The sequence below is a fragment of the Flavobacteriales bacterium genome, from assembly GCA_016124845.1.
Lineage (GTDB): Bacteria > Bacteroidota > Bacteroidia > UBA10329 > UBA10329 > UBA10329.
The window spans coordinates 16,130-34,850 of the sequence record WGMW01000027.1 but is presented as its reverse complement, the minus strand read 5'-3'; the positions used below and the strand labels follow the sequence as shown (position 1 = coordinate 34,850).

The 18,721-nt window shown below is 46.4% G+C and carries 12 protein-coding genes; 6 read left to right on the top strand and 6 right to left on the bottom strand.

Annotation, left to right across the window (positions count from 1 at the left end):
* Window positions 1-48: 48 nt before the first annotated feature.
* The 3 genes from GC178_10800 to GC178_10790 all read right to left on the bottom strand — a co-directional run bounded on the left by GC178_10800 (window position 49) and on the right by GC178_10790 (window position 5,384).
* Window positions 49-1,899 (bottom strand): tetratricopeptide repeat protein, encoded by a 1,851-nt coding sequence (locus GC178_10800; protein ID MBI1288050.1) that lies wholly within the window; start codon window positions 1,897-1,899, stop codon window positions 49-51.
* 32 nt (window positions 1,900-1,931) lie between these two features.
* The gene (locus GC178_10795; protein MBI1288049.1) at window positions 1,932-4,292 is read right to left on the bottom strand and encodes a TonB-dependent receptor; all 2,361 of its coding nucleotides are present in this window, start codon (window positions 4,290-4,292) and stop codon (window positions 1,932-1,934) included.
* Between the two features lie 84 nt (window positions 4,293-4,376).
* Window positions 4,377-5,384, bottom strand: a complete 1,008-nt coding sequence (locus GC178_10790; GenBank protein ID MBI1288048.1) for a hypothetical protein — start codon at window positions 5,382-5,384, stop codon at window positions 4,377-4,379.
* 211 nt (window positions 5,385-5,595) lie between these two features.
* Between GC178_10790 and GC178_10785 the strand changes: the two genes are divergently transcribed.
* Genes GC178_10785 through GC178_10775 form a run of 3 tightly spaced genes read left to right on the top strand, consistent with a single transcriptional unit; the run spans window position 5,596 to window position 8,425 of the window.
* Window positions 5,596-6,270: a cyclic nucleotide-binding domain-containing protein gene (locus GC178_10785; GenBank protein MBI1288047.1), complete on the top strand. Its 675-nt coding sequence runs from the start codon at window positions 5,596-5,598 to the stop codon at window positions 6,268-6,270.
* 25 nt (window positions 6,271-6,295) lie between these two features.
* Window positions 6,296-7,900 carry a sulfatase-like hydrolase/transferase gene (locus GC178_10780; protein ID MBI1288046.1) on the top strand — a complete coding sequence of 535 codons (1,605 nt, stop codon included), beginning with the start codon at window positions 6,296-6,298 and terminating at the stop codon, window positions 7,898-7,900.
* A gap of 3 nt (window positions 7,901-7,903) precedes the next feature.
* On the top strand, window positions 7,904-8,425 hold the full coding sequence (locus GC178_10775; GenBank protein ID MBI1288045.1) for an HD domain-containing protein: 522 nt from the start codon (window positions 7,904-7,906) through the stop codon (window positions 8,423-8,425).
* Here the strand turns inward: GC178_10775 and GC178_10770 are convergent.
* Window positions 8,415-8,777, bottom strand: a complete 363-nt coding sequence (locus GC178_10770; GenBank protein ID MBI1288044.1) for a DUF4112 domain-containing protein — start codon at window positions 8,775-8,777, stop codon at window positions 8,415-8,417. The genes GC178_10775 and GC178_10770 overlap by 11 nt on opposite strands.
* A 42-nt stretch (window positions 8,778-8,819) precedes the next feature.
* Window positions 8,820-9,389: an acyltransferase gene (locus GC178_10765; protein ID MBI1288043.1), complete on the bottom strand. Its 570-nt coding sequence runs from the start codon at window positions 9,387-9,389 to the stop codon at window positions 8,820-8,822.
* An 82-nt stretch (window positions 9,390-9,471) separates the two neighbouring features.
* On the opposite strand from GC178_10765, the gene GC178_10760 reads away from it, so the two are divergent.
* The gene (locus GC178_10760; GenBank protein MBI1288042.1) at window positions 9,472-10,479 is read left to right on the top strand and encodes a GHMP kinase; all 1,008 of its coding nucleotides are present in this window, start codon (window positions 9,472-9,474) and stop codon (window positions 10,477-10,479) included.
* The gene (locus GC178_10755; GenBank protein MBI1288041.1) at window positions 10,476-11,303 is read left to right on the top strand and encodes an NTP transferase domain-containing protein; all 828 of its coding nucleotides are present in this window, start codon (window positions 10,476-10,478) and stop codon (window positions 11,301-11,303) included. The genes GC178_10760 and GC178_10755 overlap by 4 nt, the downstream gene beginning before the upstream one ends.
* 33 nt (window positions 11,304-11,336) lie before the next feature.
* On the opposite strand, the gene GC178_10750 is transcribed toward GC178_10755, so the two are convergent.
* Entirely contained in the window at window positions 11,337-16,904 is a 5,568-nt protein-coding gene (locus GC178_10750) for a hypothetical protein (protein MBI1288040.1), read from the bottom strand.
* 328 nt (window positions 16,905-17,232) lie between these two features.
* Here GC178_10750 and GC178_10745 point away from each other — a divergent pair, with 328 nt between their 5' ends.
* Window positions 17,233-18,720, top strand: a complete 1,488-nt coding sequence (locus tag GC178_10745) for a hypothetical protein (protein MBI1288039.1) — start codon at window positions 17,233-17,235, stop codon at window positions 18,718-18,720.
* Window position 18,721: the final 1 nt, after the last annotated feature.

The window sequence follows — 18,721 nt, the reverse complement described above, 5'->3', positions numbered from 1 at the left end:
TCCTCAATATTCAGGTGGACAAACAGGTGGACAAAGGACTTTACGCACCTAAAATGAAGTCACGAAATCCTGCAATGACATTTCATTTTCCAACGAAAGTTTCTTCTTCAATCTATAGCGACCTTTCTTTATAGAATCAGGTGAAACACCGAGGATATTGGCAATCTGTATGGTAGACAGGTTGAGTTTCATTAGCAGAAACAGTCGCTGATCGGCAAGTGTTAGACCGTTATATGTTTCCAATAACCGATCGAGAAGTCCACGGTGCACACCATCAAAAAGTTCTTTGAATTCGTTCCAATCATCTTCGGTAAGAATTCTAACGCTGGAAAAATCGTCCATGATCTTCTTGCCTTGAGAAGGTTCTGAAATCGCGGTTTCAACCGTTTCCTTCAATCGGTTTTCCAACTGCCCTACCAGCTCATTCTTTTTGATAAGATTCTCTGTGTAAAGTGCCAGTTTCTTTTGATTGTGTCCCAATTGGTCGGCCATGTTCTTCAATTCCAATCTCCGCAATTCATCCTGTGCCACAAGCAATTGTGTTTCCTGTCGGTGCTTTCGTTTCTGATTGTCGATGAAGAGAATACCGAAAATGATTGCCAGAAATAGTCCCATTGCCAAGGTGAGCCATCGATTGGCCACGATCGTTTTTTCCTGTTGCAGCAATTGTATCTCTTGCTCCTTCGTCTCTGTTCCGTAGCGTACTTCCAATTCATTGATGGCCTCATTGCGTTCTGCGGTGTTCAAGCTGTCTTTCAAGGCAAGTAATTTGGTCTGCATATCAAATGCAGCCCTATAGTTTTCCTCTTTGCTGTGAATGCGAATAATGTTCTCGTACGAACGGACGACATCCCGCATCTGTCCATTTTGAACTCCTTTTTCCAGCGCCAGTTCGAAATATCGAAGTGCTTCGTCTTTATCGCCCAACTTCGCAAAGCAATGACCGATGTTGTTGAGGATCACTGTGGTCTGTGTAAGATCGTTGGCACGGGTTTTCACTTCAATGGCTTCTTGTAGGTACCGCAAAGCCTGTGTCCAGTTTTTCAACCCCATGTATCCAAGGGCAAGGTTGTTCAGGCTCTCGCCCTGCCCTTTCAGGTCATGGATATCCTTTCGAAGTTCGTATCCTGTAATGTTGTATTCGATCGACTTTTGATAATTGCCACGCTGATATTCTATCAAACCAAGCAGCGACCAGCCGTATGCAACATTCTTCTTATTCCCAATACGCTTGTTGTAGTTGAAAAAAACTTGAATATCCTGCTCGGCCCTGTCCAGGTCTTCCTGTAGAAAACGTACTGTGCCCCTTCCCACAAAAACATCGGCAATGAGGGCAGAATCATTCAGTTCCTCACTCAAGTTCAAGGTTTCGAACCATTTGACGAGACTTTGCTCAAGTTTTCCCTGATACCGAAGATTGTCTGCCAGAAGCGCATTCAGCTTCGCATACAGTTCTCGATATTCAGTCCCCGTATTTTTAATCGCGTCTCTAAGTAGCCGATCGGCCTTGAAATAATCTCCTTTGTACGAATAAACAAGACTTCTATCCAGATCATAAAACCCTTTCAGCCAACCGTTCAGGTCATTATCTGCAAGGATCGAACTATCGGAAAGAAGTTGTTCAGCCTTTAAGATGCTATCGTTTTCGAGGAGCAGATAAGCGTAAGTCAACTTTGACCAAAGTCTGAGTTCGAAATCTGAATCTGCTGTAGAACGAACAAGCTCATTCGCGTACAAACACGAATTGGACGAGCCGACCCGATGTTCCTTCTGCATCTTCTCGAACAATTGTTCTGTATTTGGAGCCAAACCTTCGTAAAAAGGAACAAGCTCGGCCGCAGAAATGCTGGAACAGCTAAATACGGTGATAATGACAGCTACAAAACGCAAACCTTTCATCGGTCTCAAAGAAACACGATCCCGAACGGAAATCAGAATTCAACCCTGAACTTGAGTACCGGAATGATTCCCTGCTGATACTTGGCAACAACTTTTTGTTGGGCTGGGTTGTATTTGCGGTTAATCTCGTTCAGTCTATTGGTCACGTTCTGAACATCGAGCGAAACCTGCCAAGCTATCTTCTTCAAATTCTGCTTGAAGCGCAAACGCATATCCAGCCGGAAATAATCTGCAATACGACCTTCCAGTATTCGGGTCTCATCCTTCACTTCCGACCCTTGGGCAATGGAGGCCTGAAGATCGATCGGTGTAATGCGTCTTCCACCTGCATAAAACAGTTTAATGTTCACACCGATAATGTTCTTACCGTTCTTACCAACCCGAAAATCCTTACCCGCTGTAAGGCTGGTTATATAGTTGCCATTGTATCTGGTATTTCTCCAAATATGATCGGAACCCTGATAACGTGAATTATAAAGCGACCCTGTGACCAGCACGTAGTAGTTCTTCGAGAAACTCTTGTCAATGGTCAATTCCAACCCGTAATTCATACCAAGCCCGTTATTAACCAGCGCACGTTTGCTGTACGAATCCATATCGTTAATGGTCGAGTAATCGTTCGGTTTTTTCTTCACCGGAATTCCGTACAAGTACTGATAGTAAGCTTCCGCATGAAGATTCAAATTCCTGAGAATCTGGAAATCGTACGCAAGTACAGCATGCACCGCCCGACTGAAATCCAAGTAGCGGTTCACGGGAGTGGTACTCGATCCTGACTCAATGAAATAGAATGCAAGACTCTCTTGACGACTATGCATTCCAGCACCGAAAGAGAGCTTGTGTTTAGGAGCAAATTTCCAATCCAAGGCAAATCTTGGTTCAAACGCAAACTTGGCGTTCACATCAAAGTAGCTGATGTGCATGCCCGTGTAAATCGTAAAATCAGATGTGACCCGATAGCGATGCTGCACATACGTTTGGTAAAAATTGGCAATTCCGTTAGCGAAATAAGACTTTCCCCAACCTTCCAACCATCGGTCTTCCATTGAAAAAATAAGCCGACTGTAGTTGAAGCCATAACGCAGATGATGTTTTGAACTGAGCTTGGTATTGACCTGCGTTGCAGTACGGATTGCGCGATTATAAACGTTGTACCACCAATAGTCTTGTAAGGTCAGCGAATCAGTGAGGTAACTGTTCTGAAGGTTGTTCCCCGATTGGGTGTAAGCAATGGTGGTCTGAATGTAATTCCGTTCGTTGATGATGAAACGATGTCCGACCCCGGTAGCGATGTAATTATTCTTCGAATCCTGATTGATACGGCTTTGATCCCACCCCTTTCTCCATTTGGTCGTATCGCGTTCAGCCGCAAAACCAGCATCGCTGAGACCTCCAACCAAGAACGCTGAAATGACCCCGAACTTTTTGGTCGGAAAATTCAATTTCATGTTAATGTCCTGAAATGCGGTATTCAGATCGCCCTGCAACTTAACGCCAGCGGCTTTGAACAGACCAAGGGTCGAGTATCGGTAATTGATGAGATAAGATGACCTCTTTCCTTTTATGAATGGGCCTTCGACCGAAGCCTCCAGACCAAGGAATCCGGCCTGAACCGTGTATTCCCTTTTTTGGTCATTTCCGGAACGTAGGCGCAGGTCGTAAACGCCAGAAAGTGCGTTACCATATTCCGCAGGGAAAGCTCCCGTAGAAAAATCACTGGTGGATAAGAGATTATTGGAGAGGATGGAAACATTTCCCGCGTAAAGTCCATCGATACTGAAATGATTGGGAACCGGAACTTCCACCCCTTCCAATCTCCAAAGCAGTCCTTTCGGTGCATTTCCCCTAATTGATATAGCATTGGTAATGTCATTGGTAAGATTGACCCCCGCAAAGGAAAGTGCCATCCGTCCGGGGTCGTTCATGCTGGCGGCAAATCGCTCCGACTGCTCCAGAGAGAACGAACGCGTACTTACCACGGCCATCTCATTGTTCGGTTTCGAAGGATCTTTCTCAGCCTTCACAACCACTTCCTGCAACTCTGCGGTCGATTCCATCATTTCGATGGTCAAAACCACTTCTTTCCCACTACCTATATCTACTTGGTTGATGTTCTTAGGTTCGTAACCGAGATACTGAACCTGCAGATCATGCCTCCCGATAGGAACATTCAAAAGTGTAAATCGACCGTCAACATCTGTAGAAGCTCCGATCAGCGGATCCGAGTCAACCACAAGAACAGTTGCACCGATAAGGGGAATTTTCGTGTCTTGATCCACAACGGATCCACGAACCTGCCGGGTAAGTTCCTGGGCACTTGCCGAACGCATATCGAACAGGATTGCAACCAGCAACCAGCACATCGGTAAGCATTTGAAAACGGAGCGACACATCAGAATCTGCAAAAGTAGTTGCAATACCCATGAATATATCAGGTCTGAATGAATCGCAGACGGTATAATATCTGAATCGAAAAACTATTCTTTACCCTTTACAGGATAGACCAGGTCTGTCTGCCACTTATTTGAATCTGTTTCGTTGTAATAGCCCACCTTATACGCTTCATAAAACAATCCAACGGATTCCAAACCGTTTTCCCTCATATAATTCTCCACTACGTAGTGGCCATCTCCAACATTTGACAACCCTCCGTTATGAGTTACAATAATTGCTTCGGGATAGTTGACATCTACCATTTGAAGCTCTCCTTCGGTCTTAATCTTTCGGTCAGTTATCACTAAGGCAGCAACATCAACTACCGAATCTGACCAACCGTAAAACACCGCAATTGGGACCTGTGTAACCGATGCTCGTTTTTCCGAAACATAATTCTCCAAATCCACGAAAGCCGAGCGGAGAAAATAGTCAAGCTCTCCTTTATTCACCATGCGTCTGATGAACAGACAGTTTTTATTGGAAATACTTCTGATGAAGATTTCGTAGTCATTAACCACCTTAGGGAGTGCTTCGGTACGGTTTTTTAGCGCAGTAAGGGCGTTCGCAACAAATTCGTTGAGTTGATGTCGGTAAACAAGATTAAGTGGTCTTCTTAATAGTGGTTCTTCTTCGCACTTCATTTTCCAAGTAACCGTTGCCAACCCATTCAGTGGTTTCAACCCGATATCAATGGCATGATGACTCCTGTGGTTAAAACCCGTAAGCTCCAAACCGAGGAGCTCATCTTCTTCTAATGACCTCAAAACACATTTTACTTCACCTTTATCGCCACCATTCCATGAAACCCAAGCACCCTTTCCACACGGATTATCGGAATAGGTCCTGATACTATGATCCAACATTGAATCCATCGGGCACCAGTATTGCCATTGGTCGAAACAATTTAGTTCCGCAAATACTGTCGCAACAGATTTATTTACCGTAATCGATTTTTCAACCTGCACATGTGATGGTGAAATTAAGGCAAGTGCAAGGTATCCAACCGACAAAACGATAAGCAACGTAAGTAAGATTCTTGAAGATCTCATAACCTACCAAAATTCGAAAAACAATTTCCCAAAAATAGTGAGGAAGTGGAAAGTAAACATCGAAACCTAATCGGCTGTTCCATTATTGTGTCTTGGAAAGTAGTTTGTCAAAAAAATACAGTTGGAGACATGATTGAAAGCGGTTGAAACAAGTGTGTAACCGTTTGTTGATATGATGCGGAAATTTGGATGAATGTACAATTAACGACATATGATAGTGGAAGCTGACGTCTTTGAGAGTGTGCCTGTGTTGCGAGATCTTCCTGCTGAACATCAGGATTTCCTGAATCGATTTGTACAGTTCAAGAGTTTTCCGAAAAATGCATTCATCTACAACCCTGGAGAGATGGCCGACTGGGTCTATTTTGTTGTCGATGGCATGGTAAAAACCGGAACCATCAATGACGAAGGAAAAGAGGTCATTAAAAACATCTTTTATCCAGGCGAAATGTTCGGTGAATTGGGGCTGTCGGGCATGATTGAACGCCCTGATTTCGCAGCTACCCTCAAATCAGGAGTTGAGGTACTGAGAATTCCTGTTCATGCGCTGAAAGAACTCATCAACAAGAGTCCCGAAGTTGGTTTACGGATGATCGAGAAACTCGGTGAGCGCATTACACGGTCAGAAAAACGTTTGGAACAGTTGGTTTTTGACGATGCTCGCACGCGCATCATTGCCTTTCTTAAGGAGCAGGCAACCAAGAACGGAATCAAATTCGCGGACGAAACGCTTATTAAACACGGTTTTACGCATCAAGACATGGCCAACATCACAGGTACTTCGCGCCAATTGGTGACCATCGTACTCAATGAACTCAAAAAAGAGAATCTCATCAATTTCGACCGTTCGAGCATTCTCATCCGTGATGTGGATCAACTGAAATAACCTGTAATACGGTTATGTTTGGCGCATGAAGCGCACCATTCTCATTTCTTCTCTTCTTGTAATTGTTGTTTTGCTTGCATACGGTTTTTGGCCGTTGACATCGAAGCGTTTTGAGATCACGTTCGATCAGGAGAAAATCCACGAGAAACAGGAGTTTCTGAGTACGATTCATCCAGATTCGGTCAGAAAACCGAACATCGTCATCATCATTGCTGATGACCTCGGGAAAACTGACATCTCTCTTTACGGCCATCCGCCCATCCAAACCCCCAATATCGATTCCATTGGCCTGAAAGGCATGACCTTTACCGAAGGTTACATCACTTCGCCCATCTGTGCGCCTTCAAGGGCTGGAATGTTGACAGGACGCTACCAGCAGCGTTTCGGTTTCGAGTATCAGCCACATGACCGCTATCCGAAAAATCGGATCGAGATGTTCGTTTACAAGAATTTCATTGCCACGGGAGATTGGCTTGTTGCCGATCAGATCGAGTTTCCACGATTTCAGGATATGATGAAAAACGGCATGCCGCCCTCTGAGATCATGCTCTCAGAAATTCTTCAGAAAGCAGGTTACAGAACAGGAATTGCGGGAAAATGGCACTTGGGTGCTGGCGAACACGCCATCCCTATCAATCGCGGATTCGATTATCAGTACGGTTTCTACGAAGCCTATTCCTTATATATGGCCGATACGAGCGACCCGAACATTGTCAACCAACACCACAAGGATTTTTCAGACCCTTTCATCTGGGGAAAAGGCAGAACAGGAAATTGCGCCATCCGAAGAAATGACGATGTGATCGATGAGAAGTTCTACCTCACAGACCGAATTGCGGAGGAAGCCAACGGATTTGTTGACAAGCACAAGGATGAACCGTTTTTCCTCTATGTTCCGTTCTTGGCGCCACACACACCATTTCAGGCCACCAAACCGTATTACGACAAGTTGGAACACATCACCGACCGCAACAAGCGGGTTTACAACGCCATGATCTGGCAACTGGATGACGCGGTCGGAAGCATCATCGGTCATCTGGAAGAACTCGGATTGATGGAGAACACCATCGTTTTCTTTCTGAGCGATAATGGTGGTGCAACTTATACAGGAGCAACAGATAATGCTCCGCTGAAGGGTGGTAAGTTCACCAATTTTGAAGGCGGTCTGAATGTTCCGTTCATGATCCGCTGGGATGGACATGTGGCTCAAGGCACCAACTACGGCAACCCTGTTATTTCCATGGACATCTTCTCAACTGCGCTGGAATTGGTCGGAATTGATTACGATGCAAACCGAGTTACAGACGGCACTTCCCTCCTGCCCGTTCTGGTCGATTCGTCAACAGAAAAATTGCACGACAAACTCTGCTGGCGGTCGGGTTACAACCGTGCCATCCGAATGGGAGATTGGAAACTGATAACGGACGGAATGAGCGGCAACCATGCGCTTTACAACGTGACGGAAGACAAGGAAGAACGAACAAATCTTTACGATTCGCACCCTGAAATTGTGAAGCAACTGATGGAAGAACATGCCAAATGGGAATCGGAAATGATGGATCCGAAATGGCCGCGTGTGATGGATTACCGCTGGTGGGACGGTAACGAACCGTATTTCTTTCCATTGTAAACGATGAATCGGATCGAGGAAATTCTGAAAGATTTTCTGCCCGAACTCGGTTCAGCGGCACAGCCTTATCTCAATCACGCAACACGCGTATTCTTTCTCGCCAAGAAGTTGGACAGCGATAATTCTCTGAATGATGAAAAACTGGCCATCGCCTGTGCTTTTCACGACCTCGGAATTTGGATGGAAAACACGTGGAACTATCTGGAACCATCAGAAAAGTTGTGTTCTGAGCATCTCGATGCAATCGGAAAATCAGCTTGGACGGACGAGATTCTGATGATGATAGAACAGCACCATAAACTACTGCCTTACCACGGAACGTTCGAAACTTCCGTGGAACTCTTCCGAAAAGCTGACCTGGTAGATTTCTCAGGAGGTCTGATCCGATTCGGTATTTCCAAGAAGGAATACAGCCAACTGACCAGACAGTTCCCATTGCTCGGATTTCATGGAATTCTCTTCCAAAGTTTCAAACATCATCTCAAGAAAAAGCCTTGGAAACCTTTTCCGATGGTCAAGCTTTGATCGGGTTTTCGAAATATTCCCTCGCCAACACCAAGTTCTTACGGTTGGCTTTGAAGAAAAAGTCAGAAATGCCACCGATAACGGGAATTCCGCCCAGCAGGAAGTCGAAAACGATATTGGCCACCATGCGCAAGATCAGTCCAAGCGGCATTCCGTTGCGCACCAAGGCAGAAACGATCAATGCGGAAATGAGGAATGAAACAAGATCACCCACCCACGGAATCAGGCCAAGAATGGGGTCGAGACCAAATCTGAAATTGATGAAAGGAACTTTGAACTGATCGTCCATCAAACGTGTCAAACGTTCAGCATACTCCAGTTCTTTTGGTATGGCTGCTTCTATTCTGTACATGGTTCTCTAAACGTATTAAACCGTACCAGATTGCGTTTGTTGCTATTCTGTCAGTTTCGGGTTGTACTTCTCAGGATGTTTGGCCGTGACCTTAGCATAAAAGTCTTCAATGTATTTGAAGTCGGCTTTTTCATCATCCGTAGGCCAGAAAAGCTCGCCCATGCCCACCTCCTTCTTCGCAAAATCCATATAAGCGAGTATGATCGGAACGCCTGCCGTTTTGGCTATGTAATAGAAACCTGTTTTCCATCTCGGCTTCCAAGCACGCGTTCCTTCAGGTGCGATCACCAAAATCAGTTCGTCCCGCTCCCTGAAGAAATCCGCAGCCTGTTCCACCATGTTCTTGCTCTTGGCCCGATCGATAGGAATTCCGCCCGTTGCACGGAACATGAATCCCATCGGACCATCGAAAAGCTCTTTTTTAGCAATGAAACTTGCATCACGATGTTCAGAATACCATGCTCCAATACCAACTGGAAAATCCTCATTTGATGTATGCGGGGCAGCAGCGATCACCGCTTTCTTCAGATCTTTAGGAAGCGGGGAAACCACTTTCCAACCACCGATCCTGTACCAGAAAAAATGCGCCAGCCAATAAAAGAAACGTCCCATAATTCTTTCGTTTGCTCCAAATGTAGGTCATTGTAGTTTTCTGTTTCACGTCTCAGGTCAGCCTAACAATTAAATTTGCCACATGGCATCTGGCGTTATAGGTATTGCATATCCGCGCGCAGCGCTGATCGGAAACCCATCGGACGGTTTTGGGGGAATGACGATTGCCTTCGTGTTCAGCGACTTTCATGCAGAAGTACGTTTGGAGGAACATGACCGAATTCAGGTAATGCCTGGAAAAGTGGATCTGCTGGAATGGGAAGATCTCGGTGCATTTGAGCGTTCTGTAGGTAACATGGGCTATTACGGTGGCCTTCGATTGCTGAAAGCAACGCTGCTCACCTTCATCCGATATTGCGAGGAGAACAACCTTCCATTGCATGACCGCGGCTTTCGTTTAAGTTACACGACCGATATTCCTGTATTGCTCGGACTTTCTGGTTCAAGTGCCATTATTTCGGCCTGTTTGCGCGCCTTGGGCGGTTGGTATGGTGTAAAAATGCAGCCTTGGCTACTGGCAAACTTGGCATGGCAGGTAGAAACGGTTGAATTGGGCATACCCGCAGGCCTTCAAGATCGCGTGGCCCAGGCCTACAATTATCCCGTCTTTATGGATTTTGACGAAAGCCATTTCAATACTAATCCACACGGGAAATATGAACGCTGTAAACGTCCGTTGAAGAACATTTACATCGCTTATTCTGATGTTTTGGCAGAAGGATCCGAGAAGACCCATAGCAGTCTTCGCGACCGTTTCAATAAAGGCGACACGGAGATGTTAGAGGCCGTGGAAACATGGAAAAAACTCACCCTTAAGTTCAAAAGTGCTTTGGAAGAAGGTGATTTTGATGTGATGAATGATTGCATCAATGCAAATTTTGATGCTCGAAACCGTTTGACGCAGCTGCATCTGAAGCAAGTAGAATTGGTCATGCTGGCACGAAAAAGTGGAGCGAGCGCTAAGTTCTGTGGTTCTGGCGGAGCCATTATTGGCATGTACCGCAATGAAAAAATGCTTCAACAGTTGAAACGAGATCTTGCATCAGCAGGCGTGAACATCCTTCTACCCGAAATCGTTTACGAGGAATGAGAGTGCGAAAAGCGGTTATTCCTGCAGCGGGTTTCGGTACCCGCATGTTACCTATCACATCCATCGTTCCCAAAGAACTGTTACCAGTTTGCGGACGACCTGTGATCGAACACGTGGTAAGCGAAGCGGTTGAGGCCGGTATTGAAGAAGTGATCCTTGTGATCAGCGAGGGAAAAGAAGCGCTGGCAGAGTATTTCCGTCCAAACAAACGCTTGGAACAACAGCTTCTGATGAGCGGAAAGCACCAGCAACTTGAAGAGTTGGAACGTATTTGGAACATGGTGAAAGTGACCGTGGTCTATCAGCGAGAACAAAAAGGATTGGGGCATGCTGTCCTGTGTGCCAAAGAAGCGGTAAGAAATGAACCATTTGCCGTTCTACTTGGCGACAGCATCATTCATACAGACGACAACATCTCATTCACAAAAATGCTGGTTGAAGCTTTTGATAGATATGAACGCTCTGTGGTTGGTGTAACCGAAGTGGACGAGTGCTTGGTATCACGTTATGGAATTCTGGAAGGCGCTGAATTTGAAGATGGAATCTACCACGGAAAACAGGTGATAGAAAAACCTGACCCAAGCCAGACGGATTCGAATCTTGCTTTCTGCGCGAGATATGTGTTCACCCCCGCTCTGTTCGACCATTTGGAAGCAACAGCACCTGGCGTACTGAATGAGATACAACTAACGGACGCCATGCAATCACTGCTGATCTGCGATGGCCTGAACGGTGTAAAGCTAAATGGAGAACGTTACGACATCGGTGATTCTCACGGTCTGTTGTTGGCCAATCTGAGCTTGACCGAGTTCAGGCCAGAGTAGCAAAAAGACCTCCAAGCATTCTCGCTATCAGACTTACTTCGATTCCAATTGTTCCAACCGAAGAAGCAATTCATCTAATTTGGCCTGTAGCTCCTGACGTGCTTCGCGCTCCTGCTCTATGATCTCCTGCTGCTGTCTGGTTGCCTCGAAAAGAACCGACACAACCGCATCGTAGTTCATAACCAGCGTACCCGTCTCTTCCATTCTATGAACGGTTTCAGGCATCACTTGCTCGATATCCTGCGCCACGAAACCATATCTCCAAGCAGTATCAGCCGCGCAGACGGGCTTCGCTCCTTCGCCATAGAGTTTGTTCAGATCCCACTTGAATGCTTTCGGCTGGATACTCTTCAATGCAGCGATTGCATCGATCCGGTCCTTGACAGGCATGATGTCCTTCTTCATGTTCTGATCGCTGACCGAATAAGCGGTGCTGACATAGCTATAGCGTGTGTAAACATCCTGAAATGCGTTCCCGCTGGCACCCAAACGGACATAGTTTCCACCAGGCGTGGGCATTATACGTGTGCCGTTATCCATATAAAGATCGGCCGAAAAGCGTCCAGTTCCGCTTACATGCAACTTTGCGGCAGGCGTCTCATTTCCAATTCCAACATTTCCATCACTTCCAAGGCTCATGGCGAGATTGTAACTCCCGTTATTCCAATAGAAATTCAAATCGTTACTTGACGCTCGCGGTCCACTCATGTGCCAAAAACCGTTATTGTTCGTCAAATTGATCTGATTTGAATTGGTCGTACTGTTTTCGATCTGCAGACCAGCTTGCGAAGAATCAAAAACATGCAGTTTTTGTGTTGGTGATGTAGTGCCAATTCCTACGCTACCATTACTCGCGATCCGCATTTTTTCAGAATATCCATTATCTGTGGTGAAAAATCGATGCAAACCAGTATTTCCTGAACTACCTGGACCTGCATAATAATCGACAGACCATCCAGTTGAATGATTGATCTTTGAGCCATTCGTACCTGCATTGGTCAAATGTATTTTTTCGTAACTATCGCTACTGTACAACTGCAAGGTTCCATTTTCCACCCTTGCAGTTCCAAGCATGTGAAGTTTCTGAGCTGGTGAAACAACACCGATTCCGACATTTCCACCAGGTTGCTGCAACACAAGGTTTTTCGAGGCTGAGGACGCATAATCATACGCATAAAGATGTCCTGCATCGGATGGCGAATCATAGAATACTCGGATTCCTGTTCCGGCCGTTGAGCCCAGACCACCTCCAGCACTTGACCGGAACCATCCCGTACCGCTTACATCCACCGATGAGATCGGAGCTGACACGCCAAAACCAACATTGCCGTTGGCGGAAATGCGCACTCTTTCCGTAGCAGTTGCTCCACTTGCCTGACTATTCTTGGTAAGGAAAAGGATATTGCCTCCCTTGTTGCTATTTCCTTGGTTGCCAGCCGCGGTGGCGCGAATAACAGCGGCAGCATCAACGCTTGAAGGTGCGGTATCATCATTATTGTCAAAAAGGAGCTCGCCCATCACCTCGCCATCGGTGGTATTGTTGTCGTTTCTGGTGAATAGCATTTGAGGGCCAGTTGCAGATTCGATATTCAGAAGACGGTCGGGAGATGTCGTTCCAATACCCACATTCCCGCTATTGGCATTGCTCATGTCATTTCCATTCAGAGTCCAATCCCCATCATCAGCTGTGGTAATGGTTGTTGGGTCTGTCCACGTCATGGTTCCGCTGGCATCGGAAACAGGAATGTAGCCAGCAGCTTGGTTGCCATCCACCATACGGATGTTGCCAACCACATGTAATTCATCTTGCGGAGCTTGCGTTCCCACTCCCAATTTGCCGTTCACGGCCAGTATGTCATTGTCAAACTCTCCGTAAACAAGTGGTGTGCTGGAGTTCGAGTTCTCGATATAAAGTCGATTGCCGGACAGTTCATTTTTTCCTGCATTATGGCCAAGAAACACGCTTCCTGAACCCGTGTTGTTCGATCCGGTACCTACCCCTATGAACACGTTTGTGGAACCGGTATTGCTTTGACCAGAACCCGCACCCAACATGATATTGTTCGATCCTGAAACATTGGCCTGGGCCACATTGATGGAGCCGATAAAAACATTCTGAGTACCAGAGGTATGGTTGATGCCGGCCTGAACCCCGAGAACCACGTTGTATGATCCATTGGAGTTATTCATGCTATTATGTCCGATGGATATGGTCCCATACGCAGTTGTACTGTTCATCAATGAGTTCCCAATGGCAACGTTATAATTTGAATTATTGGAGCGTAGAGGACTTGCTCCAATGGCCACGTTTGCTGAACCCGTTGTGTTATCGCGGCCAGCGTTGTTGCCGATGAAAACGTTGGCATTTGCAGTAAGATCATCGCTACTGCCCGCATTCGGACCAATGAATACAGAGTTGCCTGAATTACTCGGTTCCAGACGCGTGCCGGTCATCACCCATCTTTCTGTACCTGCAAGATCAAAGCGGATGATGTCCTCATCGGAACTTTCCTCCACTTGAACTTTGGTATCACCATCAGCATCGACCAAGTGGTTAACTCCTGAAATAGCGGAAGCGGCCGTCCATGTCATGGTTCCGCTGGCATCTGAAACAGGGATGTATCCGGCCGCTTGGTTGCCGTCAACCATTCGTACGCTACCAACCACATGTAATTCATCAGCTGGTGTGGTTGTTCCAATACCTACGTTTCCTGCTTGGGAAATAAGCATTCTCACGTTTCCATAAGTAGCATCCGTCTTTGCAGTAATAAAGCTGATTCCATCATAACCTGAAACCGCAAGACCGTCAGCATAACCGGTTCCTCCTCCACTATGGTCGTACGCGTTGAGACCGACATGATAGCGGCCAGCGTAACCACTTCTAAGCGTAAGACCTACACCCGAAACGCCATTTGCGTTGATGGTCGTATTTCCCTCGACAAACAGAGGTGTGTTCGGGGTTAAATTGCCGATACCGACATTTCCTGCTTGGGAAACGAACATCCGAACGTTTCCATAAGTATTGTCGGTCTTATTAGTTATGAAGCCGATTCCGTCAAAACCCGAAATGGCCAACCCATCGGCAAAACCAGTACCATTTCCACTGTGGTCATATGCAAGGATGCTCTGATAGTAACGACCCTGATAACCAGCCCTCAGTGTGATGCCTTCGCCAGAAACACCATTTGCATTGACGATGGCGCTTCCTTCCAAATGAAGTTTAGTGGCTGGCGCTGTTGTACCGATACCAACGTTTCCTGATACCGCAGAATATTGATTGTTTCCGCTGATGGTCCAATCACCATCATCTGCTGTGGTGATCGTGGCTGGATCGGTCCAGGTCATGGTTCCGTTTGCATCTGAAACGGGAACATATCCCGTTGTAGCCCCAGTTCGCATTCTTATCTTACCATTGACATCAACTTTCTGAGTGGGTCCATTTGTTCCAACTCCAACGTTACCCCCAGGAAGCTGAAATGCAAGGTCTTTGGCCACTGCGTTCGTGTAATCGTATGCGAACAATTGTCCAATATTTGAGGGCGAATCGTAGAATACTCTAAGCCCCGTTCCAGCCGAAGAGGCCAAACCACCACCGCCACTGGAGCGGAACCAACCACTTCCGCTTACGTCAATTTTGGAGATAGGGGTTGCCGAACCAACACCAACATTACCTCCATACTTGTTAAGTACCAGATCGCTATTAGTGATAAGGTTTGTTCCTGACCTTCCTTGAATGTCATTTCCATCGTATCCGATCATAACGGCTTTCGGAGTGGTTGTTTCTCCAATGAGAAGCGGTTGATTCCCTGTGGTATTTACACTCATTATCGGTGTCATGTTGATGCTGTATGGTGCACCAACAGTCAGTTTTCTGTTCGGAGTAGTTGTTCCAACACCAACGAAGCCGCTATTTGAGTTGTAAATGTTGTTGCCACTGACGGTCCAATCGCCATCATCGGCAGTGGCAATTGTTGCTGGGTCTGTCCAGATCATCGTTCCGTTGGCATCGGAAACAGGAATGAATCCAGCAGCTTGGTTGCCATCTACCATTCGCATTGCCCCGGCTACGTGAAGTTTGCTTTGTGGATTGGTTGTTCCGATACCGACATTACCACTGTCTGCCGCGCGCATTACCTCTCCAGTACTTGTATTAAGAACGATAGCACCATTTGCAGTTTGAGCATTGATGATCATGTGAGGTGTCGATCCACCGCTTCCCAGATAGATTCGTCCTGCTGACCCCGATCTGACCATGTTGAAGAAAGTCGCTCCAGTTGATGAAGGGTCTCCAAGTGTGGTAATTCCAGCAACATGAAAAGTAGATACGGGGGCTACAGTGCCTACACCAACTCTTCCTGCGGTTGTAATCACCATTCGCTCAACGTTATTTGTCAGGAATCGAACGTTATTATTATCCGTTGTACCGATGAAGTTGTTGGTTTGATCAATACCAGCATTTCCCGTGAGACTCCAAGCCTGCGCCCCAACCACAGTACTCGGGTCGCTCCATGTCATCGTTCCATTGGCATCCGAAACAGGAATATAACCTGCTTGTTGGTTGCCGTCAACCATTCTTACAGAGCCTTGCACATGCAATTCGTCCTGAGGATTGTTGACGCCAATACCCACATTACCTCCTTTCAAAACTGTAAATGCATCTGATCTGGCAGCGTTGGAAGCGCCATTACCTATATTGAAAATACGGTCGGAGGCATCATAGCCTGTGGTATTGGCAGGGCTATAGTTGGTCGAATACATTCCTACCACTACCTCAGCATAAGACGGTGCCGTAGTTCCGCGCCCAAATGAAGATGAACTGCCGCCACTTGCAGTAGTTTGTTGTCCAGAGGCAAATGACCACTGCCCACTTGCGACAGTGCCTCCGTTTATGGCATGACTACCATAACCACTGGCCGTGTTCTGCTGACCTCCAAGGGCAGCAGATAAAGTTCCACTGGCCGTATTGGTCCAACCCATGGTTACGGCTCCTGCACCGCTTGACGTGTTCTGTCTACCTGATGAAAAGCCCTGTGCCCCTGATACGGTGTTGTCCTCTCCAAAGGCAACCGATCCGACACCAATGCTCCCGTTGTCCCACTGAGTTCCTGTAACCGACCCTGCTCTGAAAGAGTGTTTTGCGGGAATCCACATTAAACGCGAACCGGCACCACTTGCAGGAGTGATTCCTGTGGAACTGTTGCCACTTGCCCATAACGCACCTCCTGTAGACAGGCGAAGTCCTTCTTCATTGAATCTTTTGATCACAATATCCTGATCATCAGTTGTTCCGATAAAATTGGTTCCAGGTGTTGTTCCAGCGTTACCCGTCAATTCCCAACCTGCTGCGCCACTGCCAGAGAAGGTGATCCATTGCGTACCATCCCAACCTTGGAAATCAGTTCCGTTCCAGCGGATGGTTCCAGCGCCACCGGTAGGCGCAGCATTGGAGTTGTTAAAGTCGGTGCCGACCTTGATAGCACCTTCCACCTGAAGCATCTCAAGTGGATTGTTGGTACCAACTCCCATTCCCTGTTGCGCAATGGACCGATGGTGGACGAAAGACAATAGAAAAAGAAGAGGAAGAATACGGATGGGCTTCATGCTAAATTAGGGTTGGTGGTTAAATGAAAGGTTGGTCAGATTGCCGTGCGTCCTGTCCAATGGTAGAGAATAAACGAATGATAAAGAAGTCCGCAGGCTCATATTGACTCTTGGTCATTTTAATATAGATCAAAGTTAGCTTCGCAAAAGCAGTAAATGCAAACAAGATTTTAGTAAAGACCAATGTTCTTAGCTGATTATGAACCTTGCATAAAAGTACAAACAATTGATTTTCAAGCATATATAAGACAATATTCTCCGAAAGACCAGAAGTTCCAAAGAATGTACAATTATCCATCTATCCAAGGTTCGCACTAATTTCATTGCCATGAAAAAGACATTGGCAGAGGAAGCATACAATCTGGTTAAGACCATGTCGGCTGCCGAGAAGAAATACTTTAAGCGGTCTCTCGTTGACCGCTCGGACGGTAAGCTGAAGAAGGTGTTCGACATCATCAATGGCATGGAACACTTTGATCAGCAAAAACTGAATGAGACGGTGAGGAAAAACTATTCTGACACGACCGCTGCCTATAACCAGATCATCTCTACAGGTCTTCGGACACTTGGGCAGTTCAATCAGAAACTCTGGAAAGAAATTGAACTCAATATGCTGCTTACTCAGGCGCGGGTGGCCTTGGAGCGAAAGCTTATTCCAACGTTCGAAAAACTTGTGAAGCGTGGTTTTAAAATGGCTGAGGAGAATGACCTGGAATCCTATCGATTCATGTTTCTGGAATTGAGCATGGTCCCCAGAATTGAGCTGACCACATCCAACCTCGAGTATTTCAGGTTGAACAAGACACAAATGATCGAATCTACAGACAGGTTGAAGGTATCTGCAGAGATCGATTTTCAGCGCCTCCGATTAATGTGGATTCAGGCCTGGCCTGTGATGACCCTTGAGAACTGGCAACGCTTCAATGACGAGTCTGAGATCTTCCTGAGACTCGATGCACAAGGATTTTTAGCGAATGGAAACCTTTTGACCGCCTCGCGCTTGTTTCTACTGAGATCGGCCACGGATTTCGTACTCGGAAATTGGGAAGGGGCTCTGAAAGCTTGCAATGATGCTGTTGATGCTCTTGGGCACCCGAAACAATTGCCTGAACGTGTTTTTCTTGCATGGTCAGGTCACATGCGCAACATCCTCAACATATCTAAGGTTCTGGATAAGCGAACCATGTTCTTGCAAGCAATGGACGAATTGCGCAAAGCATTCGCTGATCGCGGAATGAAATTACCTGAGTTCACCTCTCAACGAATGCGCCTGCACGAGGTAGGACATTTGGCCCGAGCAGGCGAACTGGAAAAAGCGGTTGCTGCATTTGATGAGCTGATCGAGAACCAAAACCCGTTCCTGAACCGATCTGAACTTGAATGCGAAAAGACGTATGTTTTCTTCATGATGGAAGAGTACGGGAAGGTTCTTGCATCGATCAATAAACTTTTGGTGGAACAGGAGGACAGCTTGGACAACAAGATGATCTGGTCACTACGATGGTTGGAAGTCTTCGCCTCATTCATGCTTGAAGACCGTTTACTCTATGAGGCCAAGGTGCGGGCATTAAAGCGTATCTTGAAAAAGAACAATTCCGGTTTTGTCTGGGAAGCCATGATCATCAATAGATTGAACAAATCGTTTGGCAAGAACATAGAGGAACAGAAAAAGCAATTCACCGAACTACTATCAGAATTGGAACCGATGAAATATCAGTTGCGTTCATGCTTCACCATCTTCGATCCATTCAACTGGTTTCAATCAAAAGCGGAAGGATTATCTGAGGTGGAATACCTGAAAATACGTTATGTCTGAC

Excerpts from the sequence above, each read along its gene's own strand:
- GC178_10800 (MBI1288050.1), bottom strand. The coding sequence starts at position 1,899 with ATGAAAGGTTTGCGTTTTGTAGCTGTCATTATCACCGTATTTAGCTGT.
- GC178_10795 (MBI1288049.1), bottom strand. The coding sequence starts at position 4,292 with ATGTGTCGCTCCGTTTTCAAATGCTTACCGATGTGCTGGTTGCTGGTT.
- GC178_10790 (MBI1288048.1), bottom strand. The coding sequence starts at position 5,384 with ATGAGATCTTCAAGAATCTTACTTACGTTGCTTATCGTTTTGTCGGTT.
- GC178_10785 (MBI1288047.1), top strand. The coding sequence starts at position 5,596 with ATGATAGTGGAAGCTGACGTCTTTGAGAGTGTGCCTGTGTTGCGAGAT.
- GC178_10780 (MBI1288046.1), top strand. The coding sequence starts at position 6,296 with ATGAAGCGCACCATTCTCATTTCTTCTCTTCTTGTAATTGTTGTTTTG.
- GC178_10775 (MBI1288045.1), top strand. The coding sequence starts at position 7,904 with ATGAATCGGATCGAGGAAATTCTGAAAGATTTTCTGCCCGAACTCGGT.
- GC178_10770 (MBI1288044.1), bottom strand. The coding sequence starts at position 8,777 with ATGTACAGAATAGAAGCAGCCATACCAAAAGAACTGGAGTATGCTGAA.
- GC178_10765 (MBI1288043.1), bottom strand. The coding sequence starts at position 9,389 with ATGGGACGTTTCTTTTATTGGCTGGCGCATTTTTTCTGGTACAGGATC.
- GC178_10760 (MBI1288042.1), top strand. The coding sequence starts at position 9,472 with ATGGCATCTGGCGTTATAGGTATTGCATATCCGCGCGCAGCGCTGATC.
- GC178_10755 (MBI1288041.1), top strand. The coding sequence starts at position 10,476 with ATGAGAGTGCGAAAAGCGGTTATTCCTGCAGCGGGTTTCGGTACCCGC.
- GC178_10750 (MBI1288040.1), bottom strand. The coding sequence starts at position 16,904 with ATGAAGCCCATCCGTATTCTTCCTCTTCTTTTTCTATTGTCTTTCGTC.
- GC178_10745 (MBI1288039.1), top strand. The coding sequence starts at position 17,233 with ATGAAAAAGACATTGGCAGAGGAAGCATACAATCTGGTTAAGACCATG.